The sequence below is a fragment of the Methylobacterium sp. P3_A11 genome, assembly GCF_056403155.1.
The window spans coordinates 43843-61015 of record NZ_JBFUGA010000004.1 but is presented as its reverse complement, the minus strand read 5'-3'; the positions used below and the strand labels follow the sequence as shown (position 1 = coordinate 61015).

The 17173-nt window shown below is 69.2% G+C and carries 16 protein-coding genes; 8 read left to right on the top strand and 8 right to left on the bottom strand.

What is annotated here, in order from left to right; genetic code table 11:
* The first annotated feature begins 110 nt into the window (after positions 1 to 110).
* The 3 genes from ahcY (at position 111) to AC1DXK_RS02345 (ending at position 5750) form a co-directional block, all read left to right on the top strand.
* Positions 111 to 1511 (top strand): adenosylhomocysteinase, encoded by a 1401-nt coding sequence (gene ahcY / locus AC1DXK_RS02355; RefSeq protein ID WP_457105718.1) that lies wholly within the window; start codon positions 111 to 113, stop codon positions 1509 to 1511.
* 374 nt (positions 1512 to 1885) lie between these two features.
* Complete coding sequence (locus AC1DXK_RS02350; RefSeq protein WP_477296715.1) at positions 1886 to 4480, top strand: sensor histidine kinase; 2595 nt, start codon at positions 1886 to 1888, stop codon at positions 4478 to 4480.
* 37 nt (positions 4481 to 4517) lie between these two features.
* Positions 4518 to 5750 carry an MFS transporter gene (locus AC1DXK_RS02345; protein ID WP_477296713.1) on the top strand — a complete coding sequence of 411 codons (1233 nt, stop codon included), beginning with the start codon at positions 4518 to 4520 and terminating at the stop codon, positions 5748 to 5750.
* Positions 5751 to 6233: 483 nt separating this feature from the next.
* Here AC1DXK_RS02345 and tolB read toward each other — a convergent pair whose 3' ends face one another.
* The 4 genes from tolB to tolQ all read right to left on the bottom strand — a co-directional run bounded on the left by tolB (position 6234) and on the right by tolQ (position 10151).
* Positions 6234 to 7571 carry a Tol-Pal system beta propeller repeat protein TolB gene (gene tolB, locus AC1DXK_RS02340; RefSeq protein ID WP_457105715.1) on the bottom strand — a complete coding sequence of 446 codons (1338 nt, stop codon included), beginning with the start codon at positions 7569 to 7571 and terminating at the stop codon, positions 6234 to 6236.
* 66 nt (positions 7572 to 7637) lie between these two features.
* Positions 7638 to 8954: a cell envelope integrity protein TolA gene (gene tolA, locus AC1DXK_RS02335; RefSeq protein ID WP_457105714.1), complete on the bottom strand. Its 1317-nt coding sequence runs from the start codon at positions 8952 to 8954 to the stop codon at positions 7638 to 7640.
* A gap of 9 nt (positions 8955 to 8963) precedes the next feature.
* Positions 8964 to 9410 (bottom strand): ExbD/TolR family protein, encoded by a 447-nt coding sequence (locus tag AC1DXK_RS02330; protein ID WP_244045393.1) that lies wholly within the window; start codon positions 9408 to 9410, stop codon positions 8964 to 8966.
* A 24-nt stretch (positions 9411 to 9434) separates the two neighbouring features.
* Positions 9435 to 10151 carry a protein TolQ gene (gene tolQ, locus AC1DXK_RS02325; protein ID WP_457105713.1) on the bottom strand — a complete coding sequence of 239 codons (717 nt, stop codon included), beginning with the start codon at positions 10149 to 10151 and terminating at the stop codon, positions 9435 to 9437.
* A gap of 307 nt (positions 10152 to 10458) precedes the next feature.
* On the opposite strand from tolQ, the gene AC1DXK_RS02320 reads away from it, so the two are divergent.
* Positions 10459 to 11247: an HpcH/HpaI aldolase family protein gene (locus AC1DXK_RS02320; RefSeq protein ID WP_477296710.1), complete on the top strand. Its 789-nt coding sequence runs from the start codon at positions 10459 to 10461 to the stop codon at positions 11245 to 11247.
* Between the two features lie 9 nt (positions 11248 to 11256).
* On the opposite strand, the gene ybgC is transcribed toward AC1DXK_RS02320, so the two are convergent.
* The 3 genes from ybgC to ruvB all read right to left on the bottom strand — a co-directional run bounded on the left by ybgC (position 11257) and on the right by ruvB (position 13951).
* Complete coding sequence (gene ybgC, locus AC1DXK_RS02315; protein ID WP_457105711.1) at positions 11257 to 11709, bottom strand: tol-pal system-associated acyl-CoA thioesterase; 453 nt, start codon at positions 11707 to 11709, stop codon at positions 11257 to 11259.
* Between the two features lie 93 nt (positions 11710 to 11802).
* Positions 11803 to 12528, bottom strand: a complete 726-nt coding sequence (locus AC1DXK_RS02310) for a DUF4142 domain-containing protein (protein ID WP_477296707.1) — start codon at positions 12526 to 12528, stop codon at positions 11803 to 11805.
* 367 nt (positions 12529 to 12895) lie between these two features.
* Entirely contained in the window at positions 12896 to 13951 is a 1056-nt protein-coding gene (ruvB, locus tag AC1DXK_RS02305; protein WP_457105709.1) for a Holliday junction branch migration DNA helicase RuvB, read from the bottom strand.
* Positions 13952 to 14182: 231 nt separating this feature from the next.
* Between ruvB and AC1DXK_RS02300 the strand changes: the two genes are divergently transcribed.
* Entirely contained in the window at positions 14183 to 14413 is a 231-nt protein-coding gene (locus AC1DXK_RS02300) for a hypothetical protein (RefSeq protein WP_457105708.1), read from the top strand.
* A 152-nt stretch (positions 14414 to 14565) separates the two neighbouring features.
* Positions 14566 to 14958, top strand: a complete 393-nt coding sequence (locus tag AC1DXK_RS02295) for a hypothetical protein (RefSeq protein ID WP_457105707.1) — start codon at positions 14566 to 14568, stop codon at positions 14956 to 14958.
* Here the strand turns inward: AC1DXK_RS02295 and AC1DXK_RS02290 are convergent.
* A complete protein-coding gene (locus tag AC1DXK_RS02290; protein WP_457105706.1) occupies positions 14930 to 15286 on the bottom strand; it encodes a hypothetical protein in 357 nt (118 codons plus the stop codon). The two genes, AC1DXK_RS02295 and AC1DXK_RS02290, sit on opposite strands and share 29 nt — an antisense overlap.
* A 73-nt stretch (positions 15287 to 15359) precedes the next feature.
* Between AC1DXK_RS02290 and AC1DXK_RS02285 the strand changes: the two genes are divergently transcribed.
* Both AC1DXK_RS02285 and AC1DXK_RS02280 read left to right on the top strand, forming a co-directional pair.
* Positions 15360 to 16256: a GGDEF domain-containing protein gene (locus AC1DXK_RS02285; RefSeq protein WP_457105705.1), complete on the top strand. Its 897-nt coding sequence runs from the start codon at positions 15360 to 15362 to the stop codon at positions 16254 to 16256.
* Positions 16257 to 16468: 212 nt separating this feature from the next.
* The gene (locus AC1DXK_RS02280) at positions 16469 to 17155 is read left to right on the top strand and encodes a LuxR C-terminal-related transcriptional regulator (RefSeq protein WP_477296704.1); all 687 of its coding nucleotides are present in this window, start codon (positions 16469 to 16471) and stop codon (positions 17153 to 17155) included.
* Positions 17156 to 17173: the final 18 nt, after the last annotated feature.

The following is a 17173-nucleotide window of genomic DNA, read 5'->3' as shown; positions in this document are numbered from 1 at the left end:
CCCGCCGACGGAAAGGCATAAAGACATCTTTATGTCTTGATTGCTTCGTAGCATTTGAGGTGGTAGGGGCTTGCCCCGACCCCGCAACGCGAACACGGAGCCATCGACACATGGCCAAGGATTATATCGTCAGGGACATCGGGCTGGCCGATTACGGCCGCAAGGAGATCTCGATCGCCGAGACGGAGATGCCGGGCCTGATGGCGGTCCGCGAGGAGTACGGCGCGGCGCAGCCCCTGAAGGGCGCCAAGATCGCCGGCTCGCTGCACATGACGATCCAGACTGCGGTGCTGATCGAGACCCTGAAGGCGCTCGGCGCCGACATCCGCTGGGTCTCCTGCAACATCTACTCGACCCAGGATCACGCCGCCGCCGCCATCGCGGCCGCCGGCATCCCGGTCTTCGCCGTGAAGGGCGAGACCCTGGAGGAGTACTGGGACTACACCTCGCGCCTGTTCGACTGGCATGACGGCGGCATGCCGAACATGATCCTCGACGACGGCGGCGACGCCACCATGTTCGTCCACCTGGGCCTTCGCGCCGAGAACGGCGACACCGCCTTCCTCGACAAGCCGGAGAGCGAGGAGGAGGAGGTCTTCTTCGCGCTCCTAAAGAAGAAGCTCGCCGAGAAGCCGAAGGGCTGGTTCGCCGGCCTCGCCGACAGCATCAAGGGCGTCTCCGAGGAGACCACCACGGGCGTCCACCGCCTCTACGTGCTGGCCAAGGAGGGCAAGCTGCTCTTCCCGGCGATCAACGTGAACGACTCGGTCACCAAGTCGAAGTTCGACAACCTCTACGGCTGCAAGGAGTCGCTGGTCGACGGCATCCGCCGCGGCACCGACGTGATGATGGCCGGCAAGGTCGCCATGGTGGCGGGCTTCGGCGACGTGGGCAAGGGTTCGGCCGCGTCCCTGCGCAATGCCGGCTGCCGCGTGCTGGTGTCGGAGATCGACCCGATCTGCGCGCTCCAGGCCGCCATGGAAGGCTACGAGGTCGTGACCATGGAGGATGCGGCCCCCCGCGCCGACATCTTCGTCACGGCCACGGGCAACAAGGACATCATCACCATCGACCACATGCGGGCGATGAAGGACCGGGCGATCGTCTGCAACATCGGCCACTTCGACAACGAGATTCAGGTCGCCGGTCTGAAGAACCTCAAGTGGTCGAACATCAAGCCGCAGGTGGACGAGATCACCTTCGCGGATGGCCACCGCATCATCCTCCTGTCGGAGGGGCGTCTCGTGAACCTCGGCAACGCGACCGGACACCCGTCCTTCGTGATGTCGGCCTCATTCACCAACCAGACGTTGGCCCAGATCGAACTCTGGTCCAATCCGGGCAAGTACCAGAAGCAGGTCTACACCCTGCCCAAGACCCTCGACGAGAAGGTCGCGGCGCTGCACCTGGAGAAGATCGGCGTGAAGCTCTCGAAGCTCCGCCCCGATCAGGCCGCCTATATCGGCGTCTCCGAGACCGGCCCCTTCAAGTCCGAGCACTACCGCTACTGAGCCCGAACCCGCGCGACGCGATCCGGCCTTAATCGGGGTTTCGGGGTCGCGCCGCCGGGTCGGGGCCGGACGGCTCGATCGGCATCGACGAAGAGGCCCGGCGCGCTGCGCCGGGCCTCTTCGTTTGTCAAGCTCAGCCTGCGGGGTCGGACTGTGTCTTCTGTGTGTCGTTAACGATTGATTGTGCCGACTCGGCCCAAAGCCACGCTTCGTTCCCCTTCCGGGTCGATTCCGGCGCACTGTAGAGTGTGGGCGAATCTTAGATCGATGGGGCTGCGGCGGTTCGGGAGAATCACTGCGGGAACGGTGCGTCCTGTGCCGCGCGGTGACGCGCGCCGGTCGGACCGCCATCGGGGGCGGGGGCAGGATAAGCCATGGGTGTCGGTAGTGCGACACGCGTTCGGGTCGGTGTGGGCGTGCTGGCCCTGATGACGGCGAGCGCGGCCCTGGCCGAGCTGCCGGAATCCGCGACCGCGCATTCCGCCCGGGAGATCCACAGTGTGGCCGCCCTGGCGATCTTCGGCGGCCTCGTCGCCTTCGCGGTGATCCTGTCCCTCCTCCACCTCTACGAACGCGGGCGATGGACGCGCCGCGAGCGCGAACTCGCCGCGACCCTGGATGTCCTGCGCGGCGCCCACGACCGGGCCGAGATGCTGCTCAACGCCGAGCGCCAGATCATCGTGACCTGGGATCGGCGCAGCGAACCGGTGGTGGAGGGCGACATCAGCCTGGCCATCCACGGCGAGCGGCCGACCTCAGGCCATGCCCGCCGCGTGCTGGCCTTCGGCACATGGCTGGTCGCCGCGGACGCGACGGCGGTGGAAACCGCCGTGGAGACCTTGCGGGCGCGGGGCACGAGCTTCGCACTGAGCCTGAAGACCCAGACCGGCCGCAACATCGAGGCCCACGGCCAGGCCGTGGCGGGACGGGCGCTGCTGCGCCTGCGCGAGACCAGCCAGGAACGCTGCGAGATCGCCGACCTGCGCGCCACCCTGGACGAGACCCGCCGGGGCCTGTCGGCCCTGTCGGGCCTCCTCGATGCGATCCCGCAGCCGGTCTGGCGGCGCAACCGCGAGGGCGGCCTGAGCTGGGTCAACGCCGCCTACGTGTCGGCGGTGGAAGCGGCGAGCCGGGAGGCGGCCCTCGACGCAAGCCTGGAGCTGTTCGACCGTCCGGCCCGGGAGACGATCGCCCGCGAGGAGGCGGCCCGCTTCGCCGGCCTGACCCGCAGCGTCCCGCGCCTCTCGGCCATCGTGGCGGGCAACCGGCGCATGCTCGACGTGTTCGAGACGGCGCTCGATACCGGACGGGTCGGCATCGCCATCGACGTTTCCGAACTGGAGAGCGTCCGCGCCGACCTGCAGCGTCAGATGAACGCCAACGTCCGCACCCTCGACCAGTTGCCGACCGCGGTGGCGATGTTCGACGTGTCGCAGCGGCTGATCTTCCACAATGCCGCCTACCGGCAGCTCTGGGATCTCGATCAGGCCTTCCTGGACAGCCGCCCTGCGGACGGCGAGATCCTGGACCACCTGCGGGCGGAGCGGAAGCTCGAGGAGCACGCGGATTTCCGCGGCTGGAAGCAGKGCGTCCTGTCCGCCTACCGGGCAGCGGAGGCGAACCAGACCTGGTGGTACCTGCCCGATGGCCGGACACTGCGCGTGGTCGCGGATCCGAACCCGCAAGGCGGCCTGACCTACCTGTTCGACGATGTCTCCGACAGCCTGAACGCCGAATCCCGCTACAACGCCCTGCGCCGCCTGCAGGCCGAGACCCTGGACACGCTGGCCGAGCCCGTGGCGGTGTTCGGCGCGGACGGGCGCCTGACGCTCGCCAACCGTGCCTTCTGCACCGTGTGGCGGCTCGACCCGGCCATGGTCGAGGACCGGCCGCACGTCGACGCGGTCATCGCCGCCTGCCGCACCTTGGCCCCCGCCGAGGAGCCGTGGCTCGACATCCGGGACGCGGTGGTCGGCATGGAGTCGCGCACCGCCCGCGCCTGCCGCCTGGAGGTAGTGGACGGCACGGTCCTCGACTGCGCCGCCCAGCCGCTCCCCGAGGGCGCGACGCTCCTCACCCTGATCGACGTCACCGCGAGCGTGAACGTCGAGCGGGCGCTCACCGAGAAGAACGATGCCCTGGAGAAGGCCGCGCAGCTGCGCGACACCTTCGTCCACCACGTCTCCTACGAGCTGCGCTCCCCGCTGACCAACATCATCGGCTTCACGCAGCTCCTCGGCGACGAGACCGTGGGCGCACTCAACGAGCGGCAGCGCGAATACGCCGACCACATCATGCGCTCCTCGGCGGCGCTGCTCGTGATCATCAACGACATCCTCGACCTCGCCTCGATCGATGCCGGCTCGCTGGAGCTGCAGCGGGAGGAGGTCGATGTCCAGGCGACGATCGAGGCCGCCGTGCGGGGTATCGAGGACCGGCTGGCGGAATCCCACATCACGCTGGCCCTCGACGTGCCCGAGGATATCGGCAGCGTCCATGCCGACGGGAAGCGGGTCCGCCAGATCCTGTTCAACCTGCTCTCGAACGCGGTCGGCTTCTCGGATGCCGGCCAGCGCGTGGAGGTGCATGCCCGGCGGGACGCGCAGGAGCTTCTCCTCAGCGTGCGCGACTACGGTCGCGGCATGCCCGCAGAGATCGCCGATTCGGTCTTCAATCGCTTCGAGAGCCATACCCTCGGCACCCGGCACCGCGGGGTCGGCCTCGGGCTGTCGATCGTGCGCTCCTTCGTCGAACTGCACGGCGGCCGGGTTCTGCTGGAGACCGCGCCGGGCAACGGCACCCGCGTCACCTGCACCTTCCCGACCGACCTCCCGGGCCAGCCGCGGCACGAGCCGCTTCCGGAGCCCCCGACACCCGTCCTGCCGCCGGCGCCCGCGCGGAAACCCGCTCTCACCCTTCAGGTGAGCCAAAGAGAGCCCGCGACGTCCGACAGGCGCTCATCGCCCTGAGACTTGATTCTTCGATCGGTCCCGCGCAGCAGGGGGCATGTCCGCGCATGATCGTTCCGGCTGGGCCGTCTTCGGCATCGGCGACTTCCGCCTGTTCGGCTCGGCCCGCTTTCTTACCGGTCTGGCCTATCAGATGCAGGCGGTGGCGATCGGCTGGTTCGTCTACGATCTGACCCACTCCGCCCTGGCGCTGGGCCTCGTGGGCCTCGCCGGGTTCCTGCCGGCGGTGCTCTGCGCGCTGATCACCGGCCACGTGGCGGATGCCTACGACCGGCGCCTCGTCGGCGCCGCGGCCTTCGCCCTCCAGAGCCTGGCGAGCTTCGGCCTCCTCGCCTGCGCGCTGTCGGGGGTGGACTCGGTTTGGCCGATCTACGCGCTCGTCATCGTGGTGGGCACGGCCCGGGCCTTCGCCAACCCGGCGCTCCAGGCGCTGCTACCGACCCTGGTGCCTGGCCAGCAATTCAGCGCGGCCATCGCGTGGAACGCCTCCCTCTGGCAGAGCGCCTCCGTGATGGGACCGGCGCTCGGCGGCTTCCTCTACGCCCTGGGGCCGGCCGTGGTGTTCGGCGGGGCAGGGGGCAGCTTCGCCGTGGCGAGCCTTCTGACCCTGCTGATCCGCTTCCGCCCGGCGCCGATGAGCGAGCGGCCGCCGATTACCTGGGCGGCGCTCTCGGCGGGCATCGACTATATCCGCTCGCAGCCCGTGGTGCTCGGGGCGATCAGCCTCGATCTGTTCACGGTCCTGCTCGGCGGTGCGACGGCCTTGCTTCCGATCTATGCGGGAGAGGTCCTTCATGTCGGGCCCCTCGGCCTCGGGGCGCTCCGGAGCATGCCGGCGTTCGGTGCGGTCACCATGGCGGTGCTGCTGGCAAACCGGCCGCTGCGGCGCCATGCCGGACTGCGCATGCTGAGGGCCGCCGCGGTGTTCGGCGCCGCCACGGTCGCCTTCGGGCTCTCGACGTCGCTTCCGCTGTCGATGGCCTGCCTGTTCGTCACCGGCGCCGCCGACATGATCTCGGTCTACGTGCGCCAGACCTTCGTGCAGGGCGAGACGCCGGACGCCATGCGCGGGCGGGTCTCGGCGGTGAACACGGTGTTCATCGGCGCCTCGAACGAACTCGGCGAGTTCGAGTCGGGTCTGCTGGCCGCAGCGATCGGAGCGGTTCCGGCGGTGGTGGTCGGCGGCGGCGCGACGATCGGCGTGGCGCTGCTCTGGGGTCGGCTGTTCCCGGCCCTCAAGGCGCGCGACCGGCTGATGGTGAACGGATAGCGCGCCGTCACGCAATTCCGGACGTGACGAGTCTCAGATGACCGCGCGTCAAACGGCGTCCCGCGAGCCCGGCCGTAACGCCCGGCGTTCCCCTAGCCCAGAGTCGAGGCATTTTCTTCTCGGTCGCCGGGTGTCATGTGCCGCGCACCGGCGCGCGACACGGACGCGGCTCATAAGCCGTCCCCGATCGGGTTGGGAGGGGAGGCGATCGCCGAAACCACGCCGAACGAGGCGCGGGTCCCCTCTCCCGTGCGGGAGAGGGACAGGGTGAGGGCTGTGCGGCTTCCGGATCAGGCTCGCTCTGACCGCGCGTTGGCGGCGTGCTCAATCCTGTACCCTCTCGTCCCTCACCCCAACCCTCTCCCGCACGGGAGAGGGGGCAAGGCGCGGCTGTCTCGACCGGAATCGCCGTCCTTCCAAACCGTTGCGACACGATCGGGAACGGCTTTGGAGCCCGACGGTGAGCCGGGCTCCGCGACGCTGTCAGCGCCCGGCCAGCAGCGGCGACCAGGTCGGGTCCGACGCGTAGGCGGGGGTCGGGACCGGTTGCTCCACCTTTCCGGTGATGTCGACCATGAACAGCTTGCCGCCGCCCTGGCCGCCGGGATCGCGGAAGAACAGCACGTACTGGCCATTCGGCGCGAAGGTCGGCCCCTCGTTGTGGAAGCCCTCGGTGAGGACGCGCTCGCCGGACCCGTCGGGCTTCGACACGCAGATCGCGAAGCCGCCGTTGCGCTGGCGGGTATAGGCGATCAGGTCGCCGCGAGGAGAGAAGGCCGGCTGCGAGGCCGAGCCCGCTCCGAAGGTGATCCGGTGCGGGTTCGAGCCATCCGCCCCCATCACGTAGACCTGTTGCGAGCCGCCGCGGTCGGACTCGAAGGCGATCTGCGATCCGTCCGGCGAGTAGGTCGGCGAGGTGTCGATCGCCATGCCGTTGGTGATCGAGCGCTGGGCCTTCGAGGCGAGGTCCATCGTCACGATATCGGCGTTGCCGCCCTGCTGGACGCTCATCACGATCTTGCGGCCGTCCGGCGAGAAGCGCGGGCTCGCGCTCATCGAATCGACGTTGCCGAGCGCCTGGCGGGAGCCGGTCTCCAGGTTGATCATCTGCACGCGCGGCTGGTGGCCGGTGGCCTGCGCCATGAAGGCGATGTCCTGCGTGGCCGGCGAGTAGCGCGGTGCCACGACCGACATCTCCCCGGTGGTGATCGCTCGGACGTTGGCGCCGTCCTGATCCATAACCATGAGGCGCTTGCGCCGGTTCTCCTTCGGGCCGGTCTCGTCCACGAAGGCGATCCGGCTGTCGAACCACGGCCCGAGGCCGGTGATCTTGGTGTAGACGGCGTCGGAGATCAGGTGGCCGGTGCGTCGGGCGTTGGCGGCGTCGGTGCCGTATTGCTGGCCGGCCATCTGCTGGCCCGAGGTGACGTCCCAGAGCCGGAACTCGACCTTGAGACGTCCGCCCTCCCGGACGACGCGGCCGGTGACGAGACCCTGGACGCCGGTGGCGCGCCACTTCTCGAAGTTCGGCGCCGCGTCGAAGGCCGGCTGCTCGGGGAAGCGGGCGTGGTCGAGGGGTGTGAAGTAGCCCGAGCGGCGCAGGTTGTTGGTGACCACGCCGGAGACGAGGCCGCCAAGGCTCGGGTCGCCACCGAAATCCGCGATGGCGATGGGCAGGGGCTGGAAGTTGCCGCCGCCGATGCGCAGCTGCAGCTGCGCCTGGGCCGGCCCGGCGAGGAAGCCCGTCAGCATCACGAGAAGCGCGATCAGGCGCGCGGCATAGGACGCCGGCTGGCGCCCGACGGAGGAGAGGTGCAGCATGATGGGTCGGATCCGAGTGTCGATCAGACAGGGACGCGGGGACGGCGGGACAGGGGCTGGAAGACCTCAGGTCGCCGTGAACTCGAACTCCGCGTTGATGGCCTTCCAGTCATTGTAGTACGGCGCGTAGGTGGCCGGAATGTTGTACGGCGCGCAGCGGCGGACCGCCCGGAGCGCGGCTTGTGCGATCGACTGGTCCACCGCGCTCGCCCCGCCGCGCATGATCCGCGGCTCGGTGCTCAGAGAGCCGTTCGGATTCAGGCGGATGTCGAGCACCGGCAGGACCACGCCCTGCGCCGCCCCGGGGGGTGCGGAATAGCAGCGCTCGATCTGCTGCTGGAGCAGGCCGACCAGGGCGTCGCGCAGCGACGGCGACAGGCGCTGCGCGGTGCCGGTCGCTGCGCCCAGCGCCGCCACCTTCTGCACCGTGTGGCCGGTGGCGCCGGTCGATTGCGACGGCGCTTTCGAGGCCAGCATGGAGCGGATGTCGCCCGCGTTGAACTTCTCGGCGAGTTCGGCCTGCTTGCGCGCCTTGGCCTCGGCGTCGGCCTTGGCCTTCGCATCCGCCATCGCCTTGGACTTCGCCTTGGCGGCGGCCTCCGCCTTGGCCTTCGCGGCGGCCTCGGCCTTCTCGCGCTCCGCCTCGGCCTTCGCCTCGGCAATTTCTTTCTGGCGCTCGGCCTCCGCCTCGGCCTTCGCCTTGGCGTCCGCGGCCTTCTTGGCGGCTTCCTTGGCGGCTTCTTTGGCCGCCTCCGCCTTGGCGGCGGCCTCGGCCTTGGCCTTCGCGGCGGCAGCCTTCTGAGCGGCAGCCTCGGCCTCGGCCTCCTGCTTCTCGATCAGCTTCTCCAGCTGTTCGCGCTTCTCGGCTTCCGCCTTGGCGGCGGCCGCCTCGGACTTGGCCTTCGCCTCCGCCTTTGCGGCCTTGTCGGCTGCCGCCTTCTCGGCGGCGGCCTTTTCCGCGGCCTTGGCGGCCGCCTTCTCGGCGTCGCGCTTCTCCTGCGCCGCCTTGGCGGCCTGAGCGGCCTCCTGCGGATCCGGCTCGCCGCGGAGCGGCATCTCCTCCGCGGCGGCGAGCTTCATGTCGGCCGTGCGGGTGGGTGCGGTGGGTGCGTCGGTCTTGGCGTTCTCGGGCTCGCGATCCTCGAACTTCTCCGCCTGTCGATCGGCCCGCGAGGTCGCGTTCGGCATCGGCTTGTCGGCCTGCCGCTCGCCCTTGGTGATCTCGGAGAACTGGTTCTCGGTAATCACCTCGACGGGTACGCCCTCCTGAGCCTCCGGCAGGGCCGGGGCCGCGACGCTGACCAGCGCCAGCGCGAGGAGCGCCACATGGGTGCCGGCGGAGATCCAGACACCCGGTTCCCTGCGGTCGAAGCGGAACTCCACGGCGCGGCCCTACTGATGCTCGGGTTCGGTGACGAGGGCGACCTTCTTGAAGCCGCCGCCCGTCACGATCGCCATCACCTGCGCCACGCGGCCGTAATCGACCCGCTTGTCGCCGCGCACGAAGACGCGCTCCTCGGTTCCGGTCTTGGCGGTTTCCATGAGCTTCGGCACGATCGTGTCGTCGGTCAATTCGTCCTCGCCGAGGAAGATCTGGCCGGTCTGGCGGATCGACAGGGTGATCGGCTTCACGTCGGAATTGAGCGGCGAGGCCTTCGACTGCGGCAGGTCGAGGGGCACGCCGACGGTCATCATCGGCGCCGCGACCATGAAGATGATCAGCAGCACCAGCACGACGTCGATGAACGGCGTCATGTTGATCTCATTGATGGGGCCGCCGCGGCGGCTCCGGCGCCGGCGGCGCTTGCCGCCCTGCGATGCGCCTGCTGCCATACCCATGGGTCGGTCTCCTCTGGATCGGCCTCAGGCGGCGAGCGGCAGCCGCTCGTCGATCTGGCGGGAGAGGATGGCGGAGAACTCGTCGGCGAAGCCCTCGAGCCGCGACTGCGCCTTGGTGACCTCGGCCTGGAGCTTGTTGTAGGCCAGCACCGCCGGGATCGCCGCGAACAGGCCGATGGCCGTGGCGAACAGCGCCTCGGCGATGCCGGGGGCGACGACGGCCAGCGACGTGTTCTTGGAGGCGGCGATCGAGGTGAACGCGGTCATAATGCCCCAGACCGTGCCGAACAGGCCGATATAGGGGCCGGCCGAACCGATGGAGGCCAGGAACAGGAGACGCGATTCCAGCCGCTCGACCTCGCGGTGGATGGTGACGTCGAGTTGCTTCTCGATGCGCTGCGACAGGGACTGGATCTGCCGCCCCGAGCCCTCGAAGCTCCGCTTCCACTCGCGCATGGCGGCGACGAAGACGGCGGCCAGCCCGGTGGCCGGGCGGTCGTTGAACGAGCGGAACAGCTCCTCCAGGGAACGGCCGGACCAGAACGCGTCCTCGAACGCGTCCATCTCGGCCTTGGTGCGCCGGAACAGCAGGGTCTTGTCGACGATGATCGACCAGCACCAGATGGAGGCGCTGAGCAGCCCGATCATCACGATCTTCACGACGAAGTGGGCCTGCAGGAACAGACCGAGCAGCGTCATGTCGGCGACAGGCGCAACCTGCATCGCGTCGGCTGGGTTCATCTGTCGAGATCTCCTGCTCCGGATCGCGATGCGCCGGGCGAAGCCCGCGTTCGCCGGATCCGTGAGCGATATCAACGCTGTCGCCTGCGAATCTGTCGAAAGTAAGGGCCGCCTTCGCCCTGGGCTCCACGCCACCGCGCCGACGCCGTTAAGGGCGCGACAGGGTTAAGGATCGGTTTCGATCCGGGCGATCCTGAGGCGTCCCTCCGTCCGAATCGGGGCGGCGGACTGGACCGGCCGAAAGAGCCTCCGTTATGGTTCCGGCCTGCGCCGCGGAGTCGCGAGCGCCGAGATGTGCAGGACGTGCATGACCCTTCCCGTTCCCAGCCTGCCCGATCTGCTGCCCACCGGCCCGGCACGGTTCCTGGGCTGGTCCATGATCGCGGATCCGATGGTGGTCGGCGCCCTGGCCCGCGCCGGCTTCGACGCCGTGCTGCTGGACCAGCAGCACGGCGGCCACGATTACCGCTCCTGCTGCGCATCGATCACCGAGGTGGCGCTCGCCGGGAAGTCGACCCTGGTGCGCGTGCCCGTCGGCGATTTCGCCATGGTCTCGCGGATGCTCGACGCGGGTGCCGCCGGCGTGGTGGCGCCGATGATCAACACCGTGGCGGACGCACGGGCCTTCGCCGCCGCAGCGAAGTTCCCGCCCGTCGGGGAACGGAGCTGGGGTCCGGACTGGGCCATGTGGCTGTCGGGCCTCCGGAACGGATCCGACTACCTCGCGGGTGCCAACGACCGCGCCCTCACGATCGCCATGTGCGAGACCGAGGCGGGGATCGCCGATCTCGAGGCGATCCTCGCCGTGCCGGGCATCGACGGAATCCTGGTCGGCCCGGCGGACCTGTCGATTGCCCTGTCGAAGGGAACGGTCATCGATCCGTTTGGATCGGCGGTCACGGCGGCGCTCAGCGAGATCGCGCGCCAGACCAGGGCTGCCGGCAAGATTCCGTGCGCCTTCGCTCCGTCGCCGGCCCGGGCGCGGGAGATGGTCGGGATGGGCTATCAGCTGGTCTCGATTGAATACGATGCGATGACCATCGTGAACGCCTTCGCCCGCGTCCTGCGCGAAGCCGACCCGTCCCGGGCGGATTGAGGTGACGGCCTAGGCGGCGTCACCCGGAGCAAGACGCTGCCGGAGTGTCTCCGGCAGGCGGACGGCCCGACCGTCGCGCACGCAGGCGACAGTGACCTCCGCGGCGACCAGCAGCGCGTCGGCCCTTCGAACCGCCTGGGCGAGATGCATCGAGGCCCCCCGCAGCGCGCGGGTGCGGGTCTCGATCGTCAGAAGGTCGTCCATCTGGGCCGGCCGGAGGAAATCGAGGCTCATGCGCCGGACCACAAAGACCAGCCCCCTGGCCTCGCGGTGCAGATCCGACTGGTCGCCGGCCAACTCGCGCAGCAGTTCCGTGCGCCCCCGCTCGAGGAAGCGCAGGTAGCTCGCATGGTAGACGTAGCCCGAGAAATCGGTGTCCTCGTAGTAGACCCGCACAGGGAGACGATGCGGCGTCCCGCCGCTCTCCCGGGTCTGTTCGGCCTCGGCCTCGATCGCGCGCATGCGCCCCTTTAGCGACGCAGGTCGTGATGGCGCAACAGGATGAGGGCCGCCCTTGCAGGCGGCCCTCGGCCAGATCAGACGCTTCGGTGCAGCTCAGCCGCCGATGCGGGCGGCGAGGCTCGCCGAATGGGCGTGCTCATCGGCGATGTAAGGCAGGGCTTCGTTCGCGAACTGACGGCCCCGGGCGTTGTCGCCGGACTTGGCGTAGGCATCGTACAGCGCCAGGGTCCGGGCGTCCGAACGCGCCTGCTGGTCGATGTACGTCCGGTCGAACGAACGGCCGTTCGGGGCGGACTGAAGCTGGGCGAGGCGCGCCTGACCGCGCTCGCCAAGGGCCACGCGGCGGCCCGGCTCGGTCGGGTTGTTGTCCACGAGGCCGACCGCGCCGAGGGCGCCGCCGACGATGCCGGTGCCGATGCTGGCCGCCACCGTGACCGGGGCGAGGACCAGGCCGACCGGGTTGCTCAGGTCGGTGCGGATGCCCTGATTGTCGGACACCACCGAGCCGTTACGCGACAGCAAGGTGTTCGGCGGGAGCAGCGCATCGGTGGTCGCCTTCCGCTCGACGAGGACGCGGTTCGCATAGTTGCGGACCCGCGGGTTCCGCGACCGCTGAAGGGCGATGCGGCTCGCCTCGATGCTGGCGGCATCCGAACGCAGCGCCTCGGCCCGGAAGGCGGGCGTCTCGGTCGCTGCGGCGCCGACGCCATCCTGGTTGGCGAAGGGGAGAACGCGGATCGGCAGGGCGTCCTGCGCGAAGGCCGGCGCGGTGAGCGCGGCGAGGGACAGGCCGAGCACGGCGAGCGTAATTGTCTTCATGGCTGAAGTTTATCCCTGACGTTATTTTTAAAGCAAAAAGATCTGTCGCAATCCGAGAGACAGGGCCTCGGCCCCGACAGTCTTGCCGCCGCCTTCCAAATTCAGGCGCGGTTGCCTCCACAACAGGCGCCTCAGAGCGCTGTTCCATCACAGAGAGTCGATTTTTTTCCGCAGATCATCGAATTCCGCCGGGGCCAAGCTTGGCAATACTGTGCGCGCGCATCCGGGAAAGCGATTGCGCAGCATAGACTTGTTCATGCAGCAGCGCACAAGGACCGGGATCGCGGCAGCGCGCGACGCGGAAAACTCCCATGAGGCGAGCGAAACGCTGGCCCGAACACCGTGCATGGGTCGCAGATCGGCGGCCTTACGGCTCCTCGTTTCCGAAGAACCCGAACTGCCCGGGGGTCTCCCGTCGCGGCTCGGGCAAGCCCATGTGGCGATAGGCGTGGCGGGTGAGGACGCGGCCACGCGGTGTGCGCTGCACGAAGCCCCGCTGGATCAGGTAGGGCTCGATGATGTCCTCGATCGCGTCGCGCGGCTCCGATAGGGCCGCCCCGATCGTCTCGATCCCGACGGGTCCGCCCCCGAACGAGCGCGCGATCAGACTCAGGTACTTGCGGTCCATCACGTCGAGGCCCGCCCCGTCCACGTCGAGCAGTTGCAGCGCCCGGTCGGCAATCGACCGCGTCACCGTCTCGGCCTCCGCCACGACGGCGAAGTCCCGCACGCGCCGCAGCAGCCGCCCCGCGATCCGCGGCGTCCCCCGCGCCCGCCGGGCGATCTCGTTGGCGCCCTCGGCCGACATTTCGATGCCAAGGACCCGCGCGCCGCGCGCCACGATCTGCTCCAGCTCGTCGATCTCGTAGAATTCCAGACGGATCGGGATCCCGAAGCGGTCGCGCAAGGGCGTGGTCAGAAGTCCCGCCCGGGTGGTCGCGCCCACCAGCGTGAACTTCGGCAGCTCGATCTTGACGGACCGCGCCGCCGGGCCTTCGCCGATGATCAGGTCGAGCTGGTAATCCTCCATGGCCGGGTAGAGGATTTCCTCCACCGCCGGGTTGAGCCGGTGGATCTCGTCGATGAACAGCACATCGCGCTCTTCCAGGTTGGTGAGCTGCGCGGCGAGGTCTCCGGCCTTGGCGATGACCGGGCCTGACGTCGACCGGAAGTTCACGCCCAATTCGCGCGCCACGATCTGGGCGAGCGTCGTCTTGCCCAGGCCCGGCGGGCCGACGAACAGCACGTGGTCCAGCGCCTGACCGGTCTTGCGCGCCGCCTCGATGAAGATCTGCATGTTCGCCCGCGCAGCCCGCTGGCCGATGAACTCGGACAGGCTCAGTGGACGGATCGTCTGATCCACGTCCTCGGCACGCTTCTCCGGCGTCAGCATCGCGTTGGTCGGGGGCTTCGGCTTGCTCATGGACCCTGGCTTCGTGGACCGAACCTCGCGGCACCGCGCGGAGGCCTCGCAGGACGTCGGGGCGCGGGCGCGTCCGGTTTTGTTCTTCCTTACCCGCGAACGCCCGGAAGTCTAAGCGCGGCGGCCCATGACGGGGCGGCCGCACCGTGCAACGCCGATGAAACCGAAACGGCAGCCTGTGCATTCCTGGAGCGATCCCGAAATCACGGCCGTAGAGTGCATCGCCCCACCATGATGATCCGTACGATTGCCGCCGGCGCGGCCGGCGTAGCCTTTCTCCTCGCCTCGGTCGCGGCGCAGGCCGCCAACGGCGCCACCGAAACCAAGGTCGCGGAGGTTACGCCCCAGGTTCACGCCGCGACCGTGGAGCGGGACGACGACCCCACATGCAGCCGCGCCCGCCGCCGCCTGTGGATCGAGGGGGAGGGCTGGGTGGTCCGACGGATCACCACCTGCCGGTGACCGCGGCGACCTCCGGAGGCTGGATCCCGCGGATCTGGCGCGGATCGTTACGCACTCTCCGCGTCCGGAGGCAGGGAACGGTGAATGATCCGTTCGGTTGCTCAGCATGCGGCGCGAACCTTTTGCGCCGCCCCTTCCTCGGAGCCGGCCCCATGGCGAACCGGATGATTCCCGCGATGCTCGCCCTCGCTGTGGCAGCGCCGGCTTCGGCGCAGACCTACCGCGGCGGCGAACCCTATGCTCCGGTTTCCTACGTCCAAGGCTACGGCGAAGGGCAGGGTTTCGCAGGCCCCTTCGTGAACGGGACCTACATCGGCGCCCCGCTGACCCGCGTGCCGCGCCCGACCCAGATCGTGCCGGCGCCCTGGAGCTACGGCACCTACGGCGTCCCGACAGTGACGGGCATCGCGGCCGCTCCGTCCGCGCCGCCGACCATCACCGTCATCAACGCCACGGAACCGCGAGGCCGCCGCGGGGCAGGTCGTGTCGAGGCAGACCGCACCGCGGGGGCGCGTGTCATCGCGGTTCAGGTTCCGCGGCGCTGAGGTCGGCGAACCATGCGGCGTAGGGCGTGTTGCGGACGAGACGCCGATTGAGATCGGGCGCTCCGTCCGTCCACCAGACAGCGCCGCGCTCGCCGAGCGCGGTCTTGGCCGCATCGACCGCGGCCCTGGCGGCGGCCAGCGCCGCCGATGCCCCCGCTTCGCCCGCCCGTTCGGCCTGCTTGGCCGCCTTCACCGCCCGCCGCGCAGCCATCAGACATGCGACCAACGCGTCGCGCCGATCCTGCGTCAGCGTCGGATCAGCGCGACGCCACAGACGTCCCCGGACAACGATATAGCGCTGGTCCGGAGTGGTAATGGCCACGCTCATCCCGGGGTCACGTCCGTTGGAATTGGATTAAGTCTTCCAGCGTACACCGCGTATATCGGTTCCGGGTCACGCCATGCAGATCGTCATCGTCGACTCGAGCCGCGTCGTTCTGAAGATCATCGCATCCCTGATCGAGCCCCGGGGCCACGCGGTGCACGCCTTCACCGACTCCGAGGAGGCCCTCGCATTCCTGGCAGCGACCCCGAAGGTCCGGGTGCTGATCACGAGCCTGGAGGTCCGGCCGCTCTGCGGGCTCGAACTCTGCTGGTCCGCACGGCTCCTCGCCGAGTCGCGCGGGCCGCTGCACGTCATCACCATGTCGTCGGCCCGCAATGTCCGCAGTCTCGCCGAGGCGCTCGACAGCGGTGCCGACGACTTCATCGAGAAGCCGCCGAGCGCCGAGGAGCTGAACGCGCGGCTGCGCGTGGCCGAACGCCTGACCACCCTCCAGGAGGAGCTGATCCGCCTTGCCGAGACCGATCCGCTGACCGGCTCCTACAATCGGCGCGCCTTCTTCAATCGCGCGCGCACCGCCGTGGAGCAGGACGGGAGCCGTGGCGGTGTCTCGGCGATCCTGCTCGACATCGATCATTTCAAGCGCATCAACGACGAGCACGGTCACGATGTCGGCGACGTGGCGATCAAGGCCGTGGCCGAGGTGATCGGCGAGGTGGGGATCGCCGGACGGCTCGGGGGCGAGGAATTCGCTATCATCTTGGCGGGTTGCACCCTTTCCGAGGCGGTGGCGCGGGCCGAGCAACTCAGGACGGGCATCCAGGCCCTGCGGATCTGCGGCGCACACCGTCCGATCCGGCTGAGCTGCAGTTTCGGCGTCAGCACGTGGAGCGACGGCGACACCGTCGAGGCCCTGGTGAAGCGGGCGGATATCGCCCTCTACGCGGCCAAGGGCGGCGGCCGGAACCGGGTGGTTCCCCATCAGGGCGAGAGCGGACGCGCTGTCGCGGGCTGAGACAGGGTCGCCGACCCAAATCGGGACAGGCCGCGGAGTAACGTCCCGCGGCCGTCCCAGATCGGCGCACCGGTTCGCCGAATATCCGTCTCAGGGCATCGATTCGGCCAATATAAAGCTTAATATTCGTCAACCGTTACTGGAACGGATCTTGGAACTTCGCCTTCGATCCCGGTCGCTTGTATCAAGCCGGGAGAGCGAGGTGCGAGGTCATGAGTACGGCCGTTGGCGTCCTGATCCTGGATGAGCCGGAGGATCTGAGCGCGACCGTTCGCGCTACCCTGGAGCACATGCCGGAGTTCCACACGATCGGCGAGGCCGATCTGGATAACGCCGAAGCCGGCAGCGTCGTCGCCCTGGTCTTTCTCGACGAGATCCGGCTGGCCGATGGGATTGCCCGGATCGTCGGGCTGAAGGAGCGGCAGCCCAATCTCCGCACGCTGGTGGCCTTCGGTGCCCTCACGGCCGACGACCTCCGCGCCCTCCTGGCCGCGGGCGCCGACGCCTTCGTGGCGCGCTCGAAGTCGCCGCGGGACCTCGGCGCGGCGCTGCTGGCCCTGGCGGAGGGCTCCGATTGTCTCGTCCCGCCCRATCCGCCGGTGGCGCTGCCCGCGGAGGCGGGGGACAGCCTGGGGCTCACGCCTCGGGAGGCGGAGGTGCTGCGTTTCCTCAGCTCCGGGTTCAGCAACAAGGAGGTCGCGCGACGCTTGGCGCTCAGCGTCCGCACGGTGGAGACCCACCGTCTCAACCTGCGGCGCAAGACCCAGACCGGCCGCCTGAAGGACCTGGTCTCCCTCGCCCGCCAGCTCGGGCTCGCCCCCGTCGTCGAGGGCGGCGAACAGGTCCGGCGTGGGACCGACAGCCGGTCGCCCGGCAACGACAACCAGTCCCGCCATTGATCGGGAATCCGGGCGGCC

Bases quoted from the DNA above. Each gene is read 5' to 3' on its own strand.
- ahcY (WP_457105718.1), top strand. From the start codon at position 111: ATGGCCAAGGATTATATCGTCAGGGACATCGGGCTGGCCGATTACGGC.
- AC1DXK_RS02345 (WP_477296713.1), top strand. From the start codon at position 4,518: ATGTCCGCGCATGATCGTTCCGGCTGGGCCGTCTTCGGCATCGGCGAC.
- tolB (WP_457105715.1), bottom strand. From the start codon at position 7,571: ATGCTGCACCTCTCCTCCGTCGGGCGCCAGCCGGCGTCCTATGCCGCG.
- AC1DXK_RS02330 (WP_244045393.1), bottom strand. From the start codon at position 9,410: ATGGGTATGGCAGCAGGCGCATCGCAGGGCGGCAAGCGCCGCCGGCGC.
- tolQ (WP_457105713.1), bottom strand. From the start codon at position 10,151: ATGAACCCAGCCGACGCGATGCAGGTTGCGCCTGTCGCCGACATGACG.
- AC1DXK_RS02320 (WP_477296710.1), top strand. From the start codon at position 10,459: ATGACCCTTCCCGTTCCCAGCCTGCCCGATCTGCTGCCCACCGGCCCG.
- ybgC (WP_457105711.1), bottom strand. From the start codon at position 11,709: ATGCGCGCGATCGAGGCCGAGGCCGAACAGACCCGGGAGAGCGGCGGG.
- AC1DXK_RS02310 (WP_477296707.1), bottom strand. From the start codon at position 12,528: ATGAAGACAATTACGCTCGCCGTGCTCGGCCTGTCCCTCGCCGCGCTC.
- ruvB (WP_457105709.1), bottom strand. From the start codon at position 13,951: ATGAGCAAGCCGAAGCCCCCGACCAACGCGATGCTGACGCCGGAGAAG.
- AC1DXK_RS02300 (WP_457105708.1), top strand. From the start codon at position 14,183: ATGATGATCCGTACGATTGCCGCCGGCGCGGCCGGCGTAGCCTTTCTC.
- AC1DXK_RS02295 (WP_457105707.1), top strand. From the start codon at position 14,566: ATGGCGAACCGGATGATTCCCGCGATGCTCGCCCTCGCTGTGGCAGCG.
- AC1DXK_RS02290 (WP_457105706.1), bottom strand. From the start codon at position 15,286: ATGAGCGTGGCCATTACCACTCCGGACCAGCGCTATATCGTTGTCCGG.
- AC1DXK_RS02285 (WP_457105705.1), top strand. From the start codon at position 15,360: ATGCAGATCGTCATCGTCGACTCGAGCCGCGTCGTTCTGAAGATCATC.